Origin of the sequence: Meiothermus sp., from assembly GCF_037443965.1 — a bacterium.
Lineage (GTDB): Bacteria > Deinococcota > Deinococci > Deinococcales > Thermaceae > Meiothermus.
The window spans coordinates 37019-52973 of the sequence record NZ_JBBINI010000027.1; the positions used below are offsets into that span (position 1 = coordinate 37019).

12 protein-coding genes are annotated in these 15955 nt (G+C 59.0%); 9 read left to right on the forward strand and 3 right to left on the reverse strand.

Annotated features, from left to right (window positions below):
• Positions 1 to 122: 122 nt before the first annotated feature.
• Both WKI89_RS13570 and WKI89_RS13575 read left to right on the forward strand, forming a co-directional pair.
• Positions 123 to 1070: a TAXI family TRAP transporter solute-binding subunit gene (locus WKI89_RS13570; RefSeq protein ID WP_337870479.1), complete on the forward strand. Its 948-nt coding sequence runs from the start codon at positions 123 to 125 to the stop codon at positions 1068 to 1070.
• Positions 1071 to 1236: 166 nt separating this feature from the next.
• Positions 1237 to 3294 (forward strand): TRAP transporter permease, encoded by a 2058-nt coding sequence (locus tag WKI89_RS13575; RefSeq protein WP_337870500.1) that lies wholly within the window; start codon positions 1237 to 1239, stop codon positions 3292 to 3294.
• Positions 3295 to 3876: 582 nt separating this feature from the next.
• Here the strand turns inward: WKI89_RS13575 and WKI89_RS13580 are convergent.
• On the reverse strand, positions 3877 to 4794 hold the full coding sequence (locus WKI89_RS13580; protein WP_337870480.1) for a patatin-like phospholipase family protein: 918 nt from the start codon (positions 4792 to 4794) through the stop codon (positions 3877 to 3879).
• A 675-nt stretch (positions 4795 to 5469) separates the two neighbouring features.
• On the opposite strand from WKI89_RS13580, the gene trpC reads away from it, so the two are divergent.
• From trpC to WKI89_RS13595, 3 genes are all read left to right on the forward strand, one after another.
• Positions 5470 to 6252 carry an indole-3-glycerol phosphate synthase TrpC gene (trpC, locus tag WKI89_RS13585; protein WP_337870482.1) on the forward strand — a complete coding sequence of 261 codons (783 nt, stop codon included), beginning with the start codon at positions 5470 to 5472 and terminating at the stop codon, positions 6250 to 6252.
• Positions 6253 to 6404: 152 nt separating this feature from the next.
• Positions 6405 to 9677, forward strand: coding sequence for a BTAD domain-containing putative transcriptional regulator (locus WKI89_RS13590; RefSeq protein WP_337870484.1), 3273 nt, complete (start codon positions 6405 to 6407; stop codon positions 9675 to 9677).
• A 148-nt stretch (positions 9678 to 9825) separates the two neighbouring features.
• On the forward strand, positions 9826 to 11346 hold the full coding sequence (locus WKI89_RS13595; protein WP_337870486.1) for a carboxypeptidase-like regulatory domain-containing protein: 1521 nt from the start codon (positions 9826 to 9828) through the stop codon (positions 11344 to 11346).
• Positions 11347 to 11401: 55 nt separating this feature from the next.
• Here the strand turns inward: WKI89_RS13595 and WKI89_RS13600 are convergent, their stop codons facing one another.
• Together WKI89_RS13600 and fumC are read right to left on the reverse strand one after the other, a co-directional pair.
• The gene (locus WKI89_RS13600; RefSeq protein ID WP_337870488.1) at positions 11402 to 12007 is read right to left on the reverse strand and encodes a superoxide dismutase; all 606 of its coding nucleotides are present in this window, start codon (positions 12005 to 12007) and stop codon (positions 11402 to 11404) included.
• An 84-nt stretch (positions 12008 to 12091) separates the two neighbouring features.
• A complete protein-coding gene (gene fumC / locus WKI89_RS13605) occupies positions 12092 to 13483 on the reverse strand; it encodes a class II fumarate hydratase (protein ID WP_337870490.1) in 1392 nt (463 codons plus the stop codon).
• Positions 13484 to 13674: 191 nt separating this feature from the next.
• Here fumC and rpsF point away from each other — a divergent pair, with 191 nt between their 5' ends.
• From rpsF to rplI, 4 genes are all read left to right on the forward strand, one after another.
• Positions 13675 to 13989: a 30S ribosomal protein S6 gene (gene rpsF, locus WKI89_RS13610; RefSeq protein ID WP_337870492.1), complete on the forward strand. Its 315-nt coding sequence runs from the start codon at positions 13675 to 13677 to the stop codon at positions 13987 to 13989.
• 155 nt (positions 13990 to 14144) lie between these two features.
• The gene (ssb, locus tag WKI89_RS13615; protein WP_337870501.1) at positions 14145 to 14981 is read left to right on the forward strand and encodes a single-stranded DNA-binding protein; all 837 of its coding nucleotides are present in this window, start codon (positions 14145 to 14147) and stop codon (positions 14979 to 14981) included.
• A gap of 80 nt (positions 14982 to 15061) precedes the next feature.
• The gene (rpsR, locus tag WKI89_RS13620) at positions 15062 to 15289 is read left to right on the forward strand and encodes a 30S ribosomal protein S18 (RefSeq protein ID WP_337870502.1); all 228 of its coding nucleotides are present in this window, start codon (positions 15062 to 15064) and stop codon (positions 15287 to 15289) included.
• Between the two features lie 13 nt (positions 15290 to 15302).
• Positions 15303 to 15752: a 50S ribosomal protein L9 gene (rplI, locus tag WKI89_RS13625; protein ID WP_208013905.1), complete on the forward strand. Its 450-nt coding sequence runs from the start codon at positions 15303 to 15305 to the stop codon at positions 15750 to 15752.
• Positions 15753 to 15955: the final 203 nt, after the last annotated feature.

The following is a 15955-nucleotide window of genomic DNA, read 5'->3' on the forward strand; positions in this document are numbered from 1 at the left end:
TCTCGATATGTAATCTCGGCACACTTCAACTTACCGCATTGTTCATTAACTTGGCATGGGAGGTTGACGTCGCCCTAACACTGGGGAATAATCAACCCGGTTAGCTCAAGGAGGAGACTCAAATGAAAAAGACGCTGTTGCTATTGGCCTCACTTGCACTGGCGGGATCCGCCTTTGCACAAACCTTCGTTACCATCGGCTCTGGGGGTACAACCGGGGTATATTTTCCTGTTGCTACTGGGATTGCACGGCTGGTCAACGATGCCAATATCGGTGTAAGGGCCAACGCTCGCTCGACGGGCGGATCGGTCTTCAACATCAACGCTATTGCTTCGGGCGAGCTTCAGATGGGTCTAGCTCAGAACGACATCGCGTTCTATGCGTTCAACGGCACGGGTATCGCTGCTTTTGATGGTAAGCCGGTAAAGAACATCCGTGCGGTGGGCATCCTCTACCCTGAAGTGGTGCATGTGGTGGCCCGCGCTGGGGCTGGTATCAACACTATCGCCGACCTCAAGGGCAAACGGGTGGTGATTGGCGACGTGGGTTCAGGAACCGAGCAAAACGCCCGCCAGGTGCTCGAGGCCTATGGTTTGGGTCTCAACGACCTGCGCGAAGCCATCCGGGTCAACCCCAACAACGCCCTGGCCCTGATGCAAGACGGCCGTGCCGACGCTTTCTTCTTCACCGGGGGCCTGGGGGCTTCGGTGATTAGCCAGGCGGCCCAGACCTTGCGTGTTCAGCTTGTGGAGGTTGAGGCCAGGCGTGTACAGGAACTGGCCAAAAAGTACCCCTTCTACCGCGCCTTCAACATCCCGGGTGAAACCTACCGTGGTGTGGATGTGACCACCCCATCGGTGGCGGTGCTCTCGATGTGGATTGCGGCCGAGAGCCTGAGCGCCGACGTGGTGTACAACATGCTCAAGGCTACCTTCGATAGCCCCGAGTTCAAGTCCATTCATCCCAACCTGCAGCGCTTTTTCAATGTAAACCTGGCCGCTCGTAACCTGCCGATTCCCCTGCACCCCGGCGCCGAGCGCTACTACCGTGAAAAGCGCATCATCCGCTAATTTCTTGAACCTGTCCGGGCCGACCATCGAGTCGGCCTTACTTTTTGCGGGGCAAAATGGACGTTGTGGGCTTTTGGGTGTAAAACTATGCCAGCTTATGAGCCAGGGAGGTGCGCCCTGCTCGAGTCCAATAGCGTGCGGCATATAGGCCTTAATGGAGGTTATGATGCATAACAATAAGCCGGAGGTTGAAGCGACCCGCTTGGTTGAGGAGACCGAGCTAGGGGGGCGAAAACCAACCGACTGGTCCCGCTGGATCATTCTGGGACTGGCGGTGGGTTGGAGCGTGTTCCAGGTCTGGGCTACCTGGATAGGTTCGCTGGATCAATTGTTCTTCCGAGCAGCCCACCTGGCCTTTGCTTTCGCCCTGGTGTTTTTGGTCTACCCCTTCAACCGCCGTAGCCGCCGCGACCGGATTCCTCTGTTCGATTGGGTGCTGGGCATTACCGCAACCCTTTCGGCAGGCTATGTGATGTGGCAGTACAAGGAGATGATCGAGATCCGGGGTGGGCTGGCCAACCAGACCGACCTGGTGGTGGGAAGTGTCACCATTCTGATGCTGCTGCTGGCAGGCTGGCGCTCGCTGGGGCCGGCCATGCCCATCATCACCGTTGTGTTTATGCTGTTTGCCCTCACCGGGCCCCAGGGGCTCTTCCAGGGACAGTTGCCTGGTGCCTTGGGCCAGCTCCACGCAGGGGTGCAGTGGCGCTCGTTGGTGAGCCAGCTCTTTATGAACGCCTCAGATAGCATCTGGGGTACGCCCATTGGGGTGGCGGCCCGAACGGTGTTTGTGTTTGTGCTGTTTGGGGCCATCCTCGAGCGGGCCGGGGCCGGCAAATGGTTTACCGACCTGGCTTTCAGCATTTTGGGCGGGGTGCGGGGCGGGCCGGCCAAGGCTTCGATTGTCTCCTCGGCGCTCACCGGGGTGGTCTCGGGCTCTTCCATCTCCAATGTGGTCACCAGCGGAACCTTCACCATCCCGGCCATGCGCCGGGCGGGGTATTCTGCCGAGAAAGCCGGGGCGGTGGAGGTGGCGGCCAGCTCCAACGGGCAGCTCATGCCCCCCGTGATGGGGGCGGCGGCTTTTATCATGGCTGACTTTCTGGGTGTGCCCTACTCGTCCTTGGTACTGATGGCCATTGTGCCGGCTTTGCTGGCCTACACCACGTTGTTCATTCTGGTGGATTTGGAGGCGGTCAAGCTGGGTCTCAAGGGGCTGCCCAAGGACGAGCTACCCAAGTTCTGGCCCACCTTCCGGGCTGGAGTGCACTACGTTTTTCCTCTGGCTTATTTGCTGTACGCCCTGCTCATTATCGAGCTGTCACCCGAGCGGGCCGCCCTCAACACCATCTTCTTGATGATTGGGGTGGCTTTGTTGCAAGAACTTTACCTGGCTATCCGCTCGGGACGAGGGGTTGGCAGCGGCCTACGCTCGTTTGCTCAAATTGTCGTTGAGGGATTTGCCAACGGGGCCCGCAACATGGTGGGCATTGCCATTGCCACCGGCCTGGCCGGCATCATCATTGCGGTGGTGCTCATCACCAACATCGGGTTTGGTCTGACCGACCTGCTGCAAACCCTTTCGGGGAACAACCTGCTGGTGGCTTTGTTCCTGGCCCAGCTCATCAGTCTGGTGCTGGGCATGGGTCTTCCCACCACCGCCAACTACGTGGTGATGGCCAGCCTGGTGGTTCCGGTGATTACCAAAATTGCTGAGGAAAACGGCATTGACTATGGCTCCCTGACCTTCTCGGGCATAGAGGTGCCCATCCTGAAAATTGTGGCCCATATGTTTGCCTTTTACTTTGGCATCATGGCCGACTCGACCCCGCCGGTGGCCCTGGCGGCCTATGCGGCCTCGGCCATCGCCAAGGGCGACCCCTTTAGAACTGGTGTGCAGGGCTTCGTCTACGAGCTGCGAACCGCCCTGCTGGCCTACATGGTCTTCTTCAACCCGGGTTTGCTGATGATTGGGGTGGAGAGTGTACTCGAGGGTGGACGCATCATTACAACCGCCCTGTTGGGGCTTACAGCCTTCTCAGCAGCCACCCTGGGATATCTATTGGGGAAGGCCAACTGGCCCCAGCGGCTTTTGTACCTGGTGGCAGCACTCACACTGATGCCCAACAACCCCAACACCGAAATCATCGGAATCGCCGTTTTAGGCATGGCTTTGGCTTGGCAGTGGTTGGCACGTCGGGTAATACCGGCTTCACAAAGATGATCACTCAACCCATTAGGGGTACATTTTTGTGAAGTCTATCGCGCTTCCCACAATTACGCTGCACCCCCGAGCAGCGCAGCTTACCCAGCACAAAACAAAGCGTTGTTCTGGGTATTCGTGGGAATCGCTCGAGTGGATCCCCTCACTACGTTCAGCGAAAAAAGCGTCGTCCTTAGATGAACAGGCGAAACACTGGCCGTGCCCGGTAAGTGTTCGAGGGAAACCCGATTGGCGTAATCGCAATGTATGAAACTTTATTGGGTGGAGTTAGTAGATTCGAGGTCACCTTTGGCCTTGCGCCGGTGGGGCTTGGTGCAACTTAGCGGGCTGACCCTGGCGCTTCAGTTGTTGCACCTGACTTTAGCTTGGCTGGCCTTACCAGCCCTGTCGGGATTACCGCAGGGCGTAGTCTGGGCTGTGAGTGGGTTTTTTTGCCTGTTGCTACTGATTATTGGGGTGCTCAAATCTCGTCCAACCACCAGAAGACCGCACCTCGAGCCCGTTCGGCAAATATTTTTGGAGGCCCTGTGGCTAGGGGTGGCCTGCCTGGCTGCAATTTTTGCTGCACGAATGGGTTTTGGCCTAGTGGTGGTTCTGTTTCTGAGTTTCGGATTGGTTGGCTATGGGGTTGGGTTTGGACGCCTGTGGTTTGGGCTGGGCAAAACGTGACCACCAGGGTCTGCCGGGAAGCGGGGGCTTGGTCAGCAGTTGCTGAATTTTGGGCAGGGCCTCTTCGGCCCGCTTGCGACCCAGTTCGTAGGCCAGATCGGCCTTGGTGTAGTCGAAGGTTTCGATGGGAGGGTCGGCAGCCAGCGAGATCACCACATCGGCCTGGGCTAGGGCCATGCTCAGGAGGCGGCGCCGCGAAGCTTCACCGGCTTGTAAGGCAGCCTCGAGGGCACTTTTGGGTTCGCTGGGCACCACCCGGTTGGAGACATCTACCGCCACCACGGGCCCGGCCTGCAAAGCCTTGGCTGCCGTGACCGGCACTTTTTCGGCTACATCGCCATCCACCAACAACCGCCCATGCCACTGCACGGGTGGGAAAATACTGGGTACTGCACTGCTGGCCGCCAGTGCTTCGGATACCGGTCCGGCCCGCAGCATGACGACCTCGCCCGTATTGAAATCGCAAGCCTGAATGACCAGCGGGATGGGGCTTTCTTCGATACGACTATCGCCAAACAAGGTGCGATATCCCTGGCGAATCTTGAGGCCCTCGGCCAGATAGGGCCGCCGTACAAAATCCACCATCCGACTCACCTGGTACAAGGCCCCGTTTTTTTGTAGACGCTCGAGCTCGGGATCCTTTAGCCACTCACTTAGATCGCTGTGGGGCACGGTAATGCCAAAGGCATAGGTGGCGGCTGCCAGCGCACCGGCAGAACTGCCTGCCAGCCCGACAATGGGAATTTGGGCCTCGGTCAGTACGTCCAGCACAGCCGTGTGCGCTCCCCCACGTACCCCTCCACCCCCCAATGCCAGCACAATGCCTTTCATAAAGAGTATGGTAGCAGAAAGATTAGACCGAGTGCAGTGAGTTTGATTAGGTTGGGCTAAGCACAGGCGCAATGAACTTCTGGTTGTTTGTTCAGATAAGAGTTTGAAGCTGCTCACGACGCGGCCTTCAGAACGACTCTTTTTGATTCCCGTAGCATAGAATACTCTGTCGGTAAGGGAAAAAGCAGACATTACATGGCTTGATCCATGATTGACAGGTTTCTAGGGGGTGGCGTGGGTTTTCGGTTCCGCGTTATGTTCAACCTTTGGTTAGGAACTGGGCCATCCTGAGAGCCGATAGTTTGAAGAGTCCGGTTCTGTACGGTATATCTAGAAATATGATACCGACTGAGGTTTTCCCATTGCCGCTTAACAAGAATTGCCACCTAAACGGCACTTCTAAACTAAGTTTACCTCTCAGACTTAGCCTAGGAGGCGTTTTTGCACCTCTGATACGCATTTCGGTAGTATCGTTCACTTTGACAAGCCTAAACGATACTACCGAAATGCTTTTCTACTCCCTTCGGTCGGCTTGAATCCTTCACCTCTGACTTCGTCCAAGGGTGAAGGATTCAAGCGGAAACGGTATGAAGTGGTGCCGAAGGGGCTGCCACGAGCCCCGGTATCAGAAAACTGTCATGCGGGACTTTCAAGACAAGGGGTAGCATAGGCGATATGGTTCCTGACCTATCAAGCGTGCCGGGCGTATTGGGAGAGATATCTAGACGGCGTTATAGCGAGGCGGTTGCGCTTGAGGGGCTCGAGTTCCCCCTCTCGGCGCTGGCCGTTCCCTCGTTTAGCCAGGCTTTGCAACTGCCAGGCTTATCGCTGATTGCCGAAGTCAAGCGCAAAAGCCCATCGCAGGGCGAAATTGCCGTAGAACTCGAGGCTGCCACCGTTGCCCAGGCTTATGCCGCCGGCGGAGCCCGGGCCATCAGCGTGTTGACCGAACCGCATTATTTTGCTGGTTCCGACCAGGATTTATTGGATGTCCGTCGGTCGGTGGACTTGCCCATTCTGCGTAAAGACTTTACCGTACACCCCGTACAGATCGCCCAGGCCCGGGCCCTGGGAGCATCGGCGGTGTTGCTTATTGTAGCGGTGCTGGGCAGCCTGACCGGGACGTATCTCAGGGTAGCCCAACAACAAGCTCTGGACGCGCTGGTGGAGGTGCATAGCGAGGCCGAACTCGAGATCGCCCTAGCAGCTGGAGCCTCTATAGTAGGTATCAACAACCGAAACCTGGCCGATCTGAGCATTGACCGCTCAACAGCCCCCCGGCTGGGAGAGTTGGCTCGAAAGGCCGGGTTCGCTGGGCTCCTGGTGGCCGAGTCGGGCTACAGCAACCCCACGCAACTGGCCGAACTCGAGGGGCTTTTTGATGCCGTGTTGATTGGGACCAGCCTAGCCCAGAGCGGCAACTGGCAGACTGCGGCGGCTCAGATGACCCGGCCCTAGCCGCACCCCAGGGCTAGACTGGAGGTGTTTGCCGTGCTCTTCTTGCCAGCGACCCCATTTGAACCGTAAGTTCTGGGGAGGGGAATACGCCCGAAAACAGAGGTTTTGTGCGACTTATACTCGAATCAAAGCAAAGATAAAGGGAGGATAAGATGGCCCTCTATCTCAGCTTGCTCGGTCCTCCGCAGCTTTTGTTGGAGGGGAAGCCCGTCTCGAGCTTGCCTCGCAAAGCAGTGGCGATGGCGGCTTATCTGGCCGTGGTTGGCAACCCTGTCGAGCGCGGGCGTTTGGCTGACCTGTTGTGGGAGGGCGAGGAAGAAGCGGTGCGCCGTAACCTTCGCCAGGAACTATTCCGCTTGAAGAACACGGCCTGGGAAGGGGTTTTTGAGCAAAGCCCACAACACATCACCTTGGGCTCGGTGCAGACCGACCTCGAGGCTTTTCTGACCCAGATGGCCAAGGGAGCCTGGTCGGAAGCGCTGGCCTTGTGGCGGGGTGGATTTCTGGCGGGTTTAGATCCCAAGGCCTCGGAGGGCTATTGGGATTGGCTGATTCCTGAACGTGAGCGATGGGATCGCCTCTACCGTGAAGCTATGTTGGGGCTGGCGCGCAGCCAGGAAGCCACGGGCAATTTTGCCGAGGCCCTCAAGATCTATCTCCGGCTGCTCGCCGAAGACCCCCTGCAGGAAACCGAACAACAAGCGGTCATGCGCTTATACCTGCAAATGGGCGATCGCTCGGCTGCACTGCGGCAGTTCGAGCAGTACCGGAGATTACTGAGGGATCAACTGGGCTTGGATCCCAGCCTACAGATACAGGCATTTTTCGAGCAACTGCGCGAAGGGCAGCCCCTGCCCGCCCAGCCACAAAGCATGACCCAACTGTTGAGCGAACCCCCCCTGGTGGGGCGCAGCGAAGACTGGGCCTGGCTCGAGGCACACTGGGGTCGTGGCTTGCTGCTGCTGTTGGCTGAATCGGGGGTGGGCAAAAGCCGCCTGGCCCTCGAGTATGCCAAGCGCCAGGTGGGGGCTGGCCCCTCCGAGACCCTGCGCATCCGCCAGCGAGAGAGCGGACAGGGGATCGGCTTTAGTGGTCTGTCGGAAGCCCTGCGCCAGGCTCTCGAGGAGCAAAAGCTGGACAACCTCGAGCCCACCTGGCGGGAGGAACTGGCCCAACTGCTGCCCGAACTGGGGCTTTCGCCCAGCAATCCCAACAAAGCCCGCTTCTTCGAGGCCCTCTGTCGCGCTTTGCAGGCAATTGTCCGTCCTGGCGGGGTGGTACTCTGGGACGATTTGCACTGGCTGGACTGGGCTAGCCTCGAGTTCTTGCCCTATCTGGTTCGCCGCTCCAGCAGCCTGGGTTTTTTCCTGCTGGGCACCGCCCGGCCCGATGCGCTGCAACAAAGCCAGCCGGTGCGGCTGATCTTACAAGAAATTGCTAGTGATAACCGCCTTTTCCAACGCCTGCTGGAGCCCATGAATCAGGCTGCGCTGGTGCAGTTGCTGCGCCAGCTATCGGGCCAACGCGAAGGCGGCGAGCGTTTTGCCGAGCGCTTGTTTCAGGCCACCGAGGGCAATGTGTTTTATGTCCTCGAGATTCTGCGCTACCTCTTCGACCAAGGTTTGCTCAGGGCCGAAGCGGGGGCCTGGCACACCCCCTTCGACAGCTTCACCACCGACTACCGCGAACTGCCCCTGCCGCCCAGTGTGCGCGATGCCCTGATGGAACGGCTGCAACGGCTGGGCGAAGGAGCCATCCCCATTCTGCAAGCCCTGGCCCTAGCCGATTTCCCCCTGCTGCCCGAACTGGCCGCCGGGTTGTTGCGCCACCTCGAGGCCCCCATCGAAGCCCTGGAAAGCCTGACTCAGAGCGGCTTCTTGCGGTTCGACCCAACCGGCTATACCCTGCGCCACGAACTGGTGCGACAAGCTGTACTGGCCGAGATGAGCGAGTCCCGTCGTCGCTGGCTGCACGGGTGTATTGCCGACGCCTTGCGCGAGGTGGGCGGTCCTTTGCCCCAGCTGGCTACTCACCTGGAAGCGGCCGGGCAACGGGCAGAAGCCTATGTGGCCCACCTGATGGCCGGGCGCAGCCTGCGCCGCGGGGCCTTGGCGCGGCAAGCCCTGGAACACTATCACCGCGCCCAGGTGCTCTGCCCACCCATGGAACCCGATCCAGAGCGCTTTCGCATGCTCATCGAAGCGGCCGAGACCCGCGTTTCGCTGGGACAGTTGCAGATTCCCGAGCGCCTAGAAATGACCCGCCTGGCCGACAATTTGGGCGATCACGAGCGCTTTCGCCTGTTTTTGTTCAATGCCGACGCAGCCCTGGCCTCGGGCCGTGTGGCCGAAGGGATCGAAGCCGCGCGGGAAGCCATGCGCCTGGCCCAGACCCCCTGGCAGCGCGGCCATGCCCTGTTCAAGCTGGCCTGGCTCGAGTACCGTGGAGGCGACCCCGATACCCAGCTCGAGCCGCTGATGGCCTCTATTCGGGCTTTCCACGATATCGGCGACCAGGCCATGGAAACCCTGGCCTTGCGCAACCTGTCGGGCTACTGGTTCCGGCTGGGTGACCTAGCACAGCACGACCAGGTCTATGCACAGGCCTTCAAGCTGGCCGCCCAGCTGCGCGACGACCTGCTATTGCGGCGTTTGCGGGCCGATAAGCTGGTGGTGGACTGGGTTAAGGGTGACTATGCTGCCAGCTATCAGATAGCTGAACTTTTGTACCAGGAAGCCCGCGAGCGGGGCGACTGGTGGGCGGTGTGGGATTCGTTGCAGGGGCTGCTGCTGAACGCCGCCGTGCTGGGTTTGGAGCCCGAACTCGAGGCCACCGTTCAGCGGGCCATGGTCGAAGCGGCTGAAGTCGGGGCCTGGCGCGACCTGGCCTTGCTCCGCTCCGACTACGGCAACGCCCTGATGGTGGCGGGCCGCCTAGAGGAAGCCAGGCACGAACTCGAGGCTGCCCTGCGTGATCTGCGTGAGATGGGTGAGCGGGCCCGTCTGGGTCATGTGCTCTTCAATTTGGGATTTACCTTACTTGAGCAAGCTGACCTCGAGCAAAGCCGGCGAACCCTCGAGGAATCGGTGCAAATATGGCGAGACCGCAAGGAATACCGCCACACCGCCCGCTCACTGGCGGCCCTGGCCCTGAACCACTTGCGGGCCGGTAACCGCAAAAAAGCCCGGCAGACCTCTGCCGAGGCCTACGAGCTGCGCGCACCGTGGGCGCTGGGCATCTACGACCTCCCCCTGGTGCTTTATGCCAGGGCGCGGGCCCTGGGCGACAAACAGGGTAATGCCTACTTGCGCGAGACCCAGAAACGATTGCGCGATTTGGCGCAACAATTACCCCCCCACCTCGCCGAGCGGTTGCTGCAAAACCGCTATGTGGTATGGGCTTTGAGCAAAGTGCCTGGAAGCTGATATGAGCGCTATGCTAAACCGACAATTGCTCGATTGAAGCGCTCTGTGCTGGAAACAGTAACGGCGATATAACGCTGGTCTTGTTAGCCTCTAGCTGGCTACAACCTGAAACCCATCAACATGGTTATGGTTGAGCTTGGAGGTTTGTATGAAACGTTTATTGTGGCTCCTGAGCATGAGTCTAATACCGTTATTAACGGCCTGCCCCGGTGGAGGTGGAGGAACCACACCCACCCTCACGATATCCCCGACCTCGGCAACGCTCACTGCCGGGACGGGAAACCAGGTCTTCAACGCGACCCTTAGCAATGCGTCCGGTACCATCAACTGGGCGCTTAGCCCGAATGTCGGCACGCTCTCCGCAACCACCGGTACCTCGGTCACCTACACGCCCCCAGCTACGATAGCCAGCTCAACTACCGTGCAGCTCACTGCAACCTCGGGCTCGCTAACAGCCACCGCCAACATTACCGTCAATCCGCCTGCCAATATCACTGTTTCTGGTACGGTAATCGGTGCCAACCTACAGCCGGTTGCCAGTGCGCCGGTGGTCATAACCTCTGGTGGCACCAATTTCAGTACAACCACCAACGCAAGCGGACTGTTTAGCGTAAGCGGCGTCACCCCCCCCTATGACGCAACTGTGGTTTCTGGGAACCAGTCGCTCATTTACAAGGGTTTGACCCGCACCGATCCAACCCTGGTATTTCTCGGGTTTTCTCCAGGTGTTTCTAGATCGGCTTCTCTCAGTGGCACGGTCTCGGGTGGTGCGGGCTTCCCCCAACCCGCAAACCACGTAACCCAAACCGCTTTTGGATCACCCGAAGCGGTGGATAGCGCAACAGCCAACACCGCTACCGGCGTCTACAACATGGGTACGGTTAGCTGGTTTGGTCCCACCACCACCACCGGAAATATCCATGCGCTTCAATGGTTGTTTGACGGCACGAACCTTCCCACCGACTACAAAGGGTACGGGGAGAAGCTGGGCGTGGCGCTATCGGATGGCGGAGCGTTTGCTGGTCAGAATGTAACCATGTCTGGGGTAAGCGAAGCCACTATTTCGGGTTCGGTCACCCTTCCGGCTGGATACACCCTCGCAAGCAAGCGCATGGCCGTTGGCTTTGCAGACGGGTCGCTCATCAATGTGCTTACCGATACTGGTGCAAGCACCAATTTTGCCTATACCACGCCCAATGTCACCGGAGCTACTATACGGATGCAGGTTACGGCAGGGAATGCTGCAGGAACCAGTGTGATTACAACCAAACCAGGTCTTGCGGTCAATGCTACCAGCGTTTCGATTCCCCTGCCGGCAGGCTCAGACCATAGCCTGCCGCCCAATGCCGCTACGGGCGTCAACCATAGCACCACCTTCTCGTATACCCCCTTCTCCGGCGGTGTACACTTAGTGGTATTTAACGGCCCGGGTGCAAACCCCGATTATGTGGTGGTAACTGCTGCGGCCAGCACTACCATTCCCAACCTTAGCTCGGTGGGGCTTGGATTGCCTGCCTCCACGGGCTATTCCTGGCAAGTCTATGGGGTTGCGCCATTCGCAAGTGTAGACGCTGCTGCGGGACCTGGAGGTTGGTTGGCGGTGTACCTGGGCGGTGTCGAAGGCAGTAGATCCGTGTCTACAAACCGCACATTTACCACTGCACCCTAGAAGGTCCAAGCGTCAAGGCCGGGGAACTCCCCGGCCTTTTTTGCTGAAAGTTCCGCTAGAACCGGCTGGCCGCTTTGTCCCAGTTAATCACGTTCCAGATGGCCGCCAGGTAGTCGGGGCGGCGGTTTTGGTACTTGAGGTAGTAGGCGTGCTCCCACACGTCAATGCCCAGCAAGGGGGTGTGGCCTTCCATCAGGGGGGAGTCCTGGTTGGCGGTGCTGTAGACCTGCAGCTTGCCCGAGGCGTCCTTTACCAGCCAGCTCCAGCCCGAACCGAAGCGGGTGGCCCCGGCCTGGGTCAGCTTGGTCTTCAGGTCGTCGAAGGAGCCAAAGGTGGCAGTGATGGCCTCGGCCAGTCTGCCGGTGGGTTCTTTGGAGCCACCGGGGGTAAGGATGTCCCAAAACAGGGTGTGGTTGTGGTGGCCGCCCCCGTTGTTGCGCACGGCAGTGCGGATGTCTTCGGGCACCTGGGCAATTTTGGTCAGTAGGTCTTCGATGCTCCAGCTTTGCAGCTCGGGGTGCTTTTCCAGAGCTGCATTCAGGTTATTGACATAGGCCGCGTGGTGCTTACCGTGGTGAATTTCCATGGTTTGCGCGTCAATGTGGGGTTCCAGTGCATCCTTTGGGTAAGCGAGCTCGGGTAGCTTGAACGGGTAACTCATAGTTGAACCTCCAAGGTGTACTCTACGACCCAAAGTCCGGGCCGAGCTGTAACTGAGCTCTCAAAATTACCGCCCAGTTGTGGGTCAGTTGTGGGTCATCTCGAGCGGAATCACCCACCTGTTGAACTCTTCTTCGGTCAAATATCCCAGCGCCAGGGCTGCCTCCTTCAGGCTGGTGCCTTCTTTGTGGGCCTTCTTAGCGATGGCGGCGGCCTTGTCGTAGCCGATGTGGCGGTTGAGCGCAGTCACCTGCATCAGGTTGATGGACAGGTTGTGCTGGATTCTGGGTAGGTTGGGTTCGATACCCACTGCACAGTTGTCGTTAAAGGCGGCGCAGGCGTCGCCCAGCAGTTGAATACTGGTGAGAACGTTGTATACCATCACCGGCTTGAACACGTTGAGCTGGAAATTGCCCTGAGAACCGGCAAAAGCCACCGCCGCATCGTTGCCAAAGACCTGGACGCACACCATGGTCATAGCCTCGCTCTGGGTAGGGTTAACCTTGCCAGGCATGATGGAGCTGCCGGGTTCGTTTTCGGGAATGGTAATCTCGCCGATGCCGTTGCGCGGGCCGGAGGCCAGCCAGCGCACATCGTTGGCCATCTTCATCAGGGCCCCGGCCAGGGTGCGCAGGGCGGCGCTGGTGGTGACCAGGGCGTCGTGAGCCGCCAGCGCAGCAAACTTGTTTTTGGCTGAAACAAAAGGGAAGCCAGTTTCCTTGGCAAAGTAGGAGGCGGCTAAGTCGCCAAACTTGGGGTGGGCGTTGAGGCCGGTGCCCACCGCCGTTCCCCCGATGGCCAGCTCGTAGAGGCCCTGTTCGGCGTAGCGAACCTCGCTCAGGCAGTAGTCTATCTGGGCTGCCCAGCTTCCTATTTCCTGCCCCAGGGTGATGGGGGTGGCGTCTTGCAGGTGGGTGCGCCCGACCTTCACCACGTCCTTGTAGGCTTCGGCCTTAGCCGCCAGGGTGTCGCGCAGCTTTTGTACGTTGGGGTAAAGCTGTCGGTGCAGTTCCTCCACCACGGCAATGTGCATGGCGGTGGGAAAGGTGTCGTTGGAGGACTGGCCGCGGTTGACGTCGTCGTTGGGGTGAATGGGCTTTTTGGAGCCCAGCACGCCCCCGGCCAGCTCGATGGCCCGGTTGGAGATCACCTCGTTGGCGTTCATGTTGGTCTGGGTGCCCGAGCCGGTCTGGAAGACCACCAGCGGGAAGTGGTCGTCCAGCTTGCCCGCAATTACTTCGTCGGCGGCGCGCACGATGAGGTCGGCCTTGTCTCGAGGCAGCTCGCCCAGGTCGGCGTTGGCCAAGGCTGCCCCCTTTTTTAGGATGCCCATGGCCCGGATGATGGAGCGGGGCATCTTGAAGCGCTCCTGCCCAATAGGGAAATTCTGGATCGAACGCTGGGTTTGCGCGCCCCAGTAGCGGCTCCCTTCGACCTGCATCTGACCCATGGTGTCGGTTTCGATTCGGTAGCCCATAGCGTTTTCATTCTAAGAGGTTTCAAAGTAGGTTTGTCACTGCATAAAGCCCGGCAGGCCACCGGGTTTTCATTAATTGGCCTTCCTGAAGTTCTTCTGATATACTCTCAGCTTGCGTGACCCAAAAGGGTCGCTGGTTCGTGTTGTGCCCTGGCCCAAGAGCCGGGGGCAACCTCGGAAAGGAGGTGAATATGCCGCAATATGAAGTCAATGTGATTCTCAACCCCAACCTTGATGGGGCCCAGGCGGCCCAGGAGAAAGACATCATCAAAGCCGCCCTCGAGCGTCACGGTGCCGATATCAAAAACACCGATGATTGGGGCAACCGTCGCCTGGCCTATCCCATCCAGAAAGACCCCGAAGGCAACGTGCTTTTCTACACCGTGGAGATGGCTGGGGGAAGCAATGCCGCGCTTCAGCGTGAACTGCGCTTGCGCGACCATGTACGTCGTGTGACCATCATCCGCGACCGTCCCGAATGGCGAAACAGCAAGAAGAAAAAATAAGCTGTTTGGCCCATCTGAGTTCTGAGGCCAGAGACCGTAACGGAACTCAAAAGGCAGCGATAAGCATGTAACCCACAGCTAATGGCTGAAGGTGAAATGCAAATGCCAGAAGAGATAGACTGAAGCAAGAACCGAAACGAAAAGGACTGATGGATATGGCTCGAGGCCTCAACCGCGTTACCCTCGTAGGCACCCTGACCCAAGACCCCGAACTGCGCTACACCGCCGGCGGACTGGCCGTAATGGAACTGAACCTGGCTGGCAACGATGTCGTCACCGACGAACAGGGCCAGACCCGCGAGCCGGCCTGGTATCACCGCGTCAAGCTGCTGGGCAAAAGTGCAGAGTTCTGGGGCGATACCCTAAAAGCCGGTATGGCGCTATTTGTGGAAGGTAAGCTCGAGTACCGCTCCTGGGAACAGGACGGCCAGAAGAAGAGCAGCCTGGAAATTCGCGCCGACCGGATGGAGATTGTGAGCCTGGAAGGGAAGCGGGGCCAAGTAACCGTCACCGACGCCCGTGGGCAGGAGCGCCTCAAAGACGGCCTCAACCACGTGATGCTGGTAGGCAACCTGACCCGCGACCCCGAACTGCGCTACACCCCCCAGGGAACCGCCGTTACCCGTCTTTCGCTGGCGGTGAACGAAAAGTTCACCACCCGCCAGGGCGGCGATCAGGAGAAGGTACACTACGTGGAAGCTCAGGCCTGGCGCGAGCTGGCCGAGTTTGCGGCAGAACTCAAAAAAGGTGACGGAGCGTTCTTAATGGGACGCTTGGTGAACGACTCCTGGACCGCTCAGGATGGCACGAGGCGCTACACCACCCGTGTAGAGCTTAGTCGCCTCGAGCGACTTGCCCGTGGAACTGGACAAAGCACAGGTGGAAACAGTTCCCAAAGCGCTGCTTCGGCAGCCAAAGGCCGTGCGGGCAAGGTAGACATTGAAGAAGGCTTGGAAGACGATTTCCCACCTGAGGAGGATTTACCGTTTTGAGCACCAAGAAGATGTCCAACCGTGGTGGCCCCAAGGGCGACCGCAACGACCGTGAACGAGGCGAGCGGGGCGAGCGCGGAATGCGCCGTGGCCGCAAGCCCAAAGTAGCCGCCGCCGTTGGGGCTTTCGACCTCAACGACTTCAAGAGTGTAGATATCCTCAAGCGTTTCCTGTCCGAGACCGGCAAGATTCTACCCCGCCGCCGCACCGGACTCAACGCCCAGGATCAGCGCAAGCTGGCCCGCACCATCAAGCGGGCCCGTATGATGGGCCTGCTGCCCTTCACCGAAAAGCTGGTTCGGAAATAGGGAGAGTGGAACTATGAAAGTAATTCTGCTTGAACCTATGGAAAACCTGGGTGATGTGGGGGCAGTGGTCAACGTGAAGCCGGGGTACGCCCGCAACTACCTGTTACCGCGTGGCATTGCCACCCTGGCTACCGAGAGCAACCTCAAGACCCTGGAAGCCAAAATCCGCGCCCAGGCCAAAAAAGCTGCCGAGCGCAAGGCCGAGGCTGAACGCCTCAGGGAACTCCTCGAGCCCATTACCCTGGTGCTCAAGGTGAAGGCCGGCGACCAGAAGATCTACGGCTCGGTGACCAGCCGCGAGATTGCCGCTGCCCTGGAAGCCCAGCACCAGATCACCATTGACCCCAAGAAGCTGGCCCTGGAAAAGCCCATCAAAGACCTGGGCGACTACGCCCTGGCCTATAAGCCCCACCCCGAAGTGCCCATGACCCTAAAGGTTTCGGTGGTGGCGGATAAAGCATAAAGAACCCGAGAACTAGATGACGAATACCGCCAGAAATGGCGGTATTCACTTTTTGCGCTTGTTGTGATGCCACATTCCTTCGTGTGCTACTTGACCTACCCCAGGGGATGTAAAAAAGAGGGGGTGCTATGGAAACCCACAGAGAGCACCCCCTGTACTATCTTGACGCAGAAACCCTCCTGGTGGCTACCTACGTCTGGGTG

Coding starts and splice junctions, on each gene's coding strand:
- WKI89_RS13570 (WP_337870479.1), top strand. CDS start 123: ATGAAAAAGACGCTGTTGCTATTGGCCTCACTTGCACTGGCGGGATCC.
- WKI89_RS13575 (WP_337870500.1), top strand. CDS start 1,237: ATGCATAACAATAAGCCGGAGGTTGAAGCGACCCGCTTGGTTGAGGAG.
- WKI89_RS13580 (WP_337870480.1), bottom strand. CDS start 4,794: ATGAAAGGCATTGTGCTGGCATTGGGGGGTGGAGGGGTACGTGGGGGA.
- trpC (WP_337870482.1), top strand. CDS start 5,470: ATGGTTCCTGACCTATCAAGCGTGCCGGGCGTATTGGGAGAGATATCT.
- WKI89_RS13590 (WP_337870484.1), top strand. CDS start 6,405: ATGGCCCTCTATCTCAGCTTGCTCGGTCCTCCGCAGCTTTTGTTGGAG.
- WKI89_RS13595 (WP_337870486.1), top strand. CDS start 9,826: ATGAAACGTTTATTGTGGCTCCTGAGCATGAGTCTAATACCGTTATTA.
- WKI89_RS13600 (WP_337870488.1), bottom strand. CDS start 12,007: ATGAGTTACCCGTTCAAGCTACCCGAGCTCGCTTACCCAAAGGATGCA.
- fumC (WP_337870490.1), bottom strand. CDS start 13,483: ATGGGCTACCGAATCGAAACCGACACCATGGGTCAGATGCAGGTCGAA.
- rpsF (WP_337870492.1), top strand. CDS start 13,675: ATGCCGCAATATGAAGTCAATGTGATTCTCAACCCCAACCTTGATGGG.
- ssb (WP_337870501.1), top strand. CDS start 14,145: ATGGCTCGAGGCCTCAACCGCGTTACCCTCGTAGGCACCCTGACCCAA.
- rpsR (WP_337870502.1), top strand. CDS start 15,062: ATGCGCCGTGGCCGCAAGCCCAAAGTAGCCGCCGCCGTTGGGGCTTTC.
- rplI (WP_208013905.1), top strand. CDS start 15,303: ATGAAAGTAATTCTGCTTGAACCTATGGAAAACCTGGGTGATGTGGGG.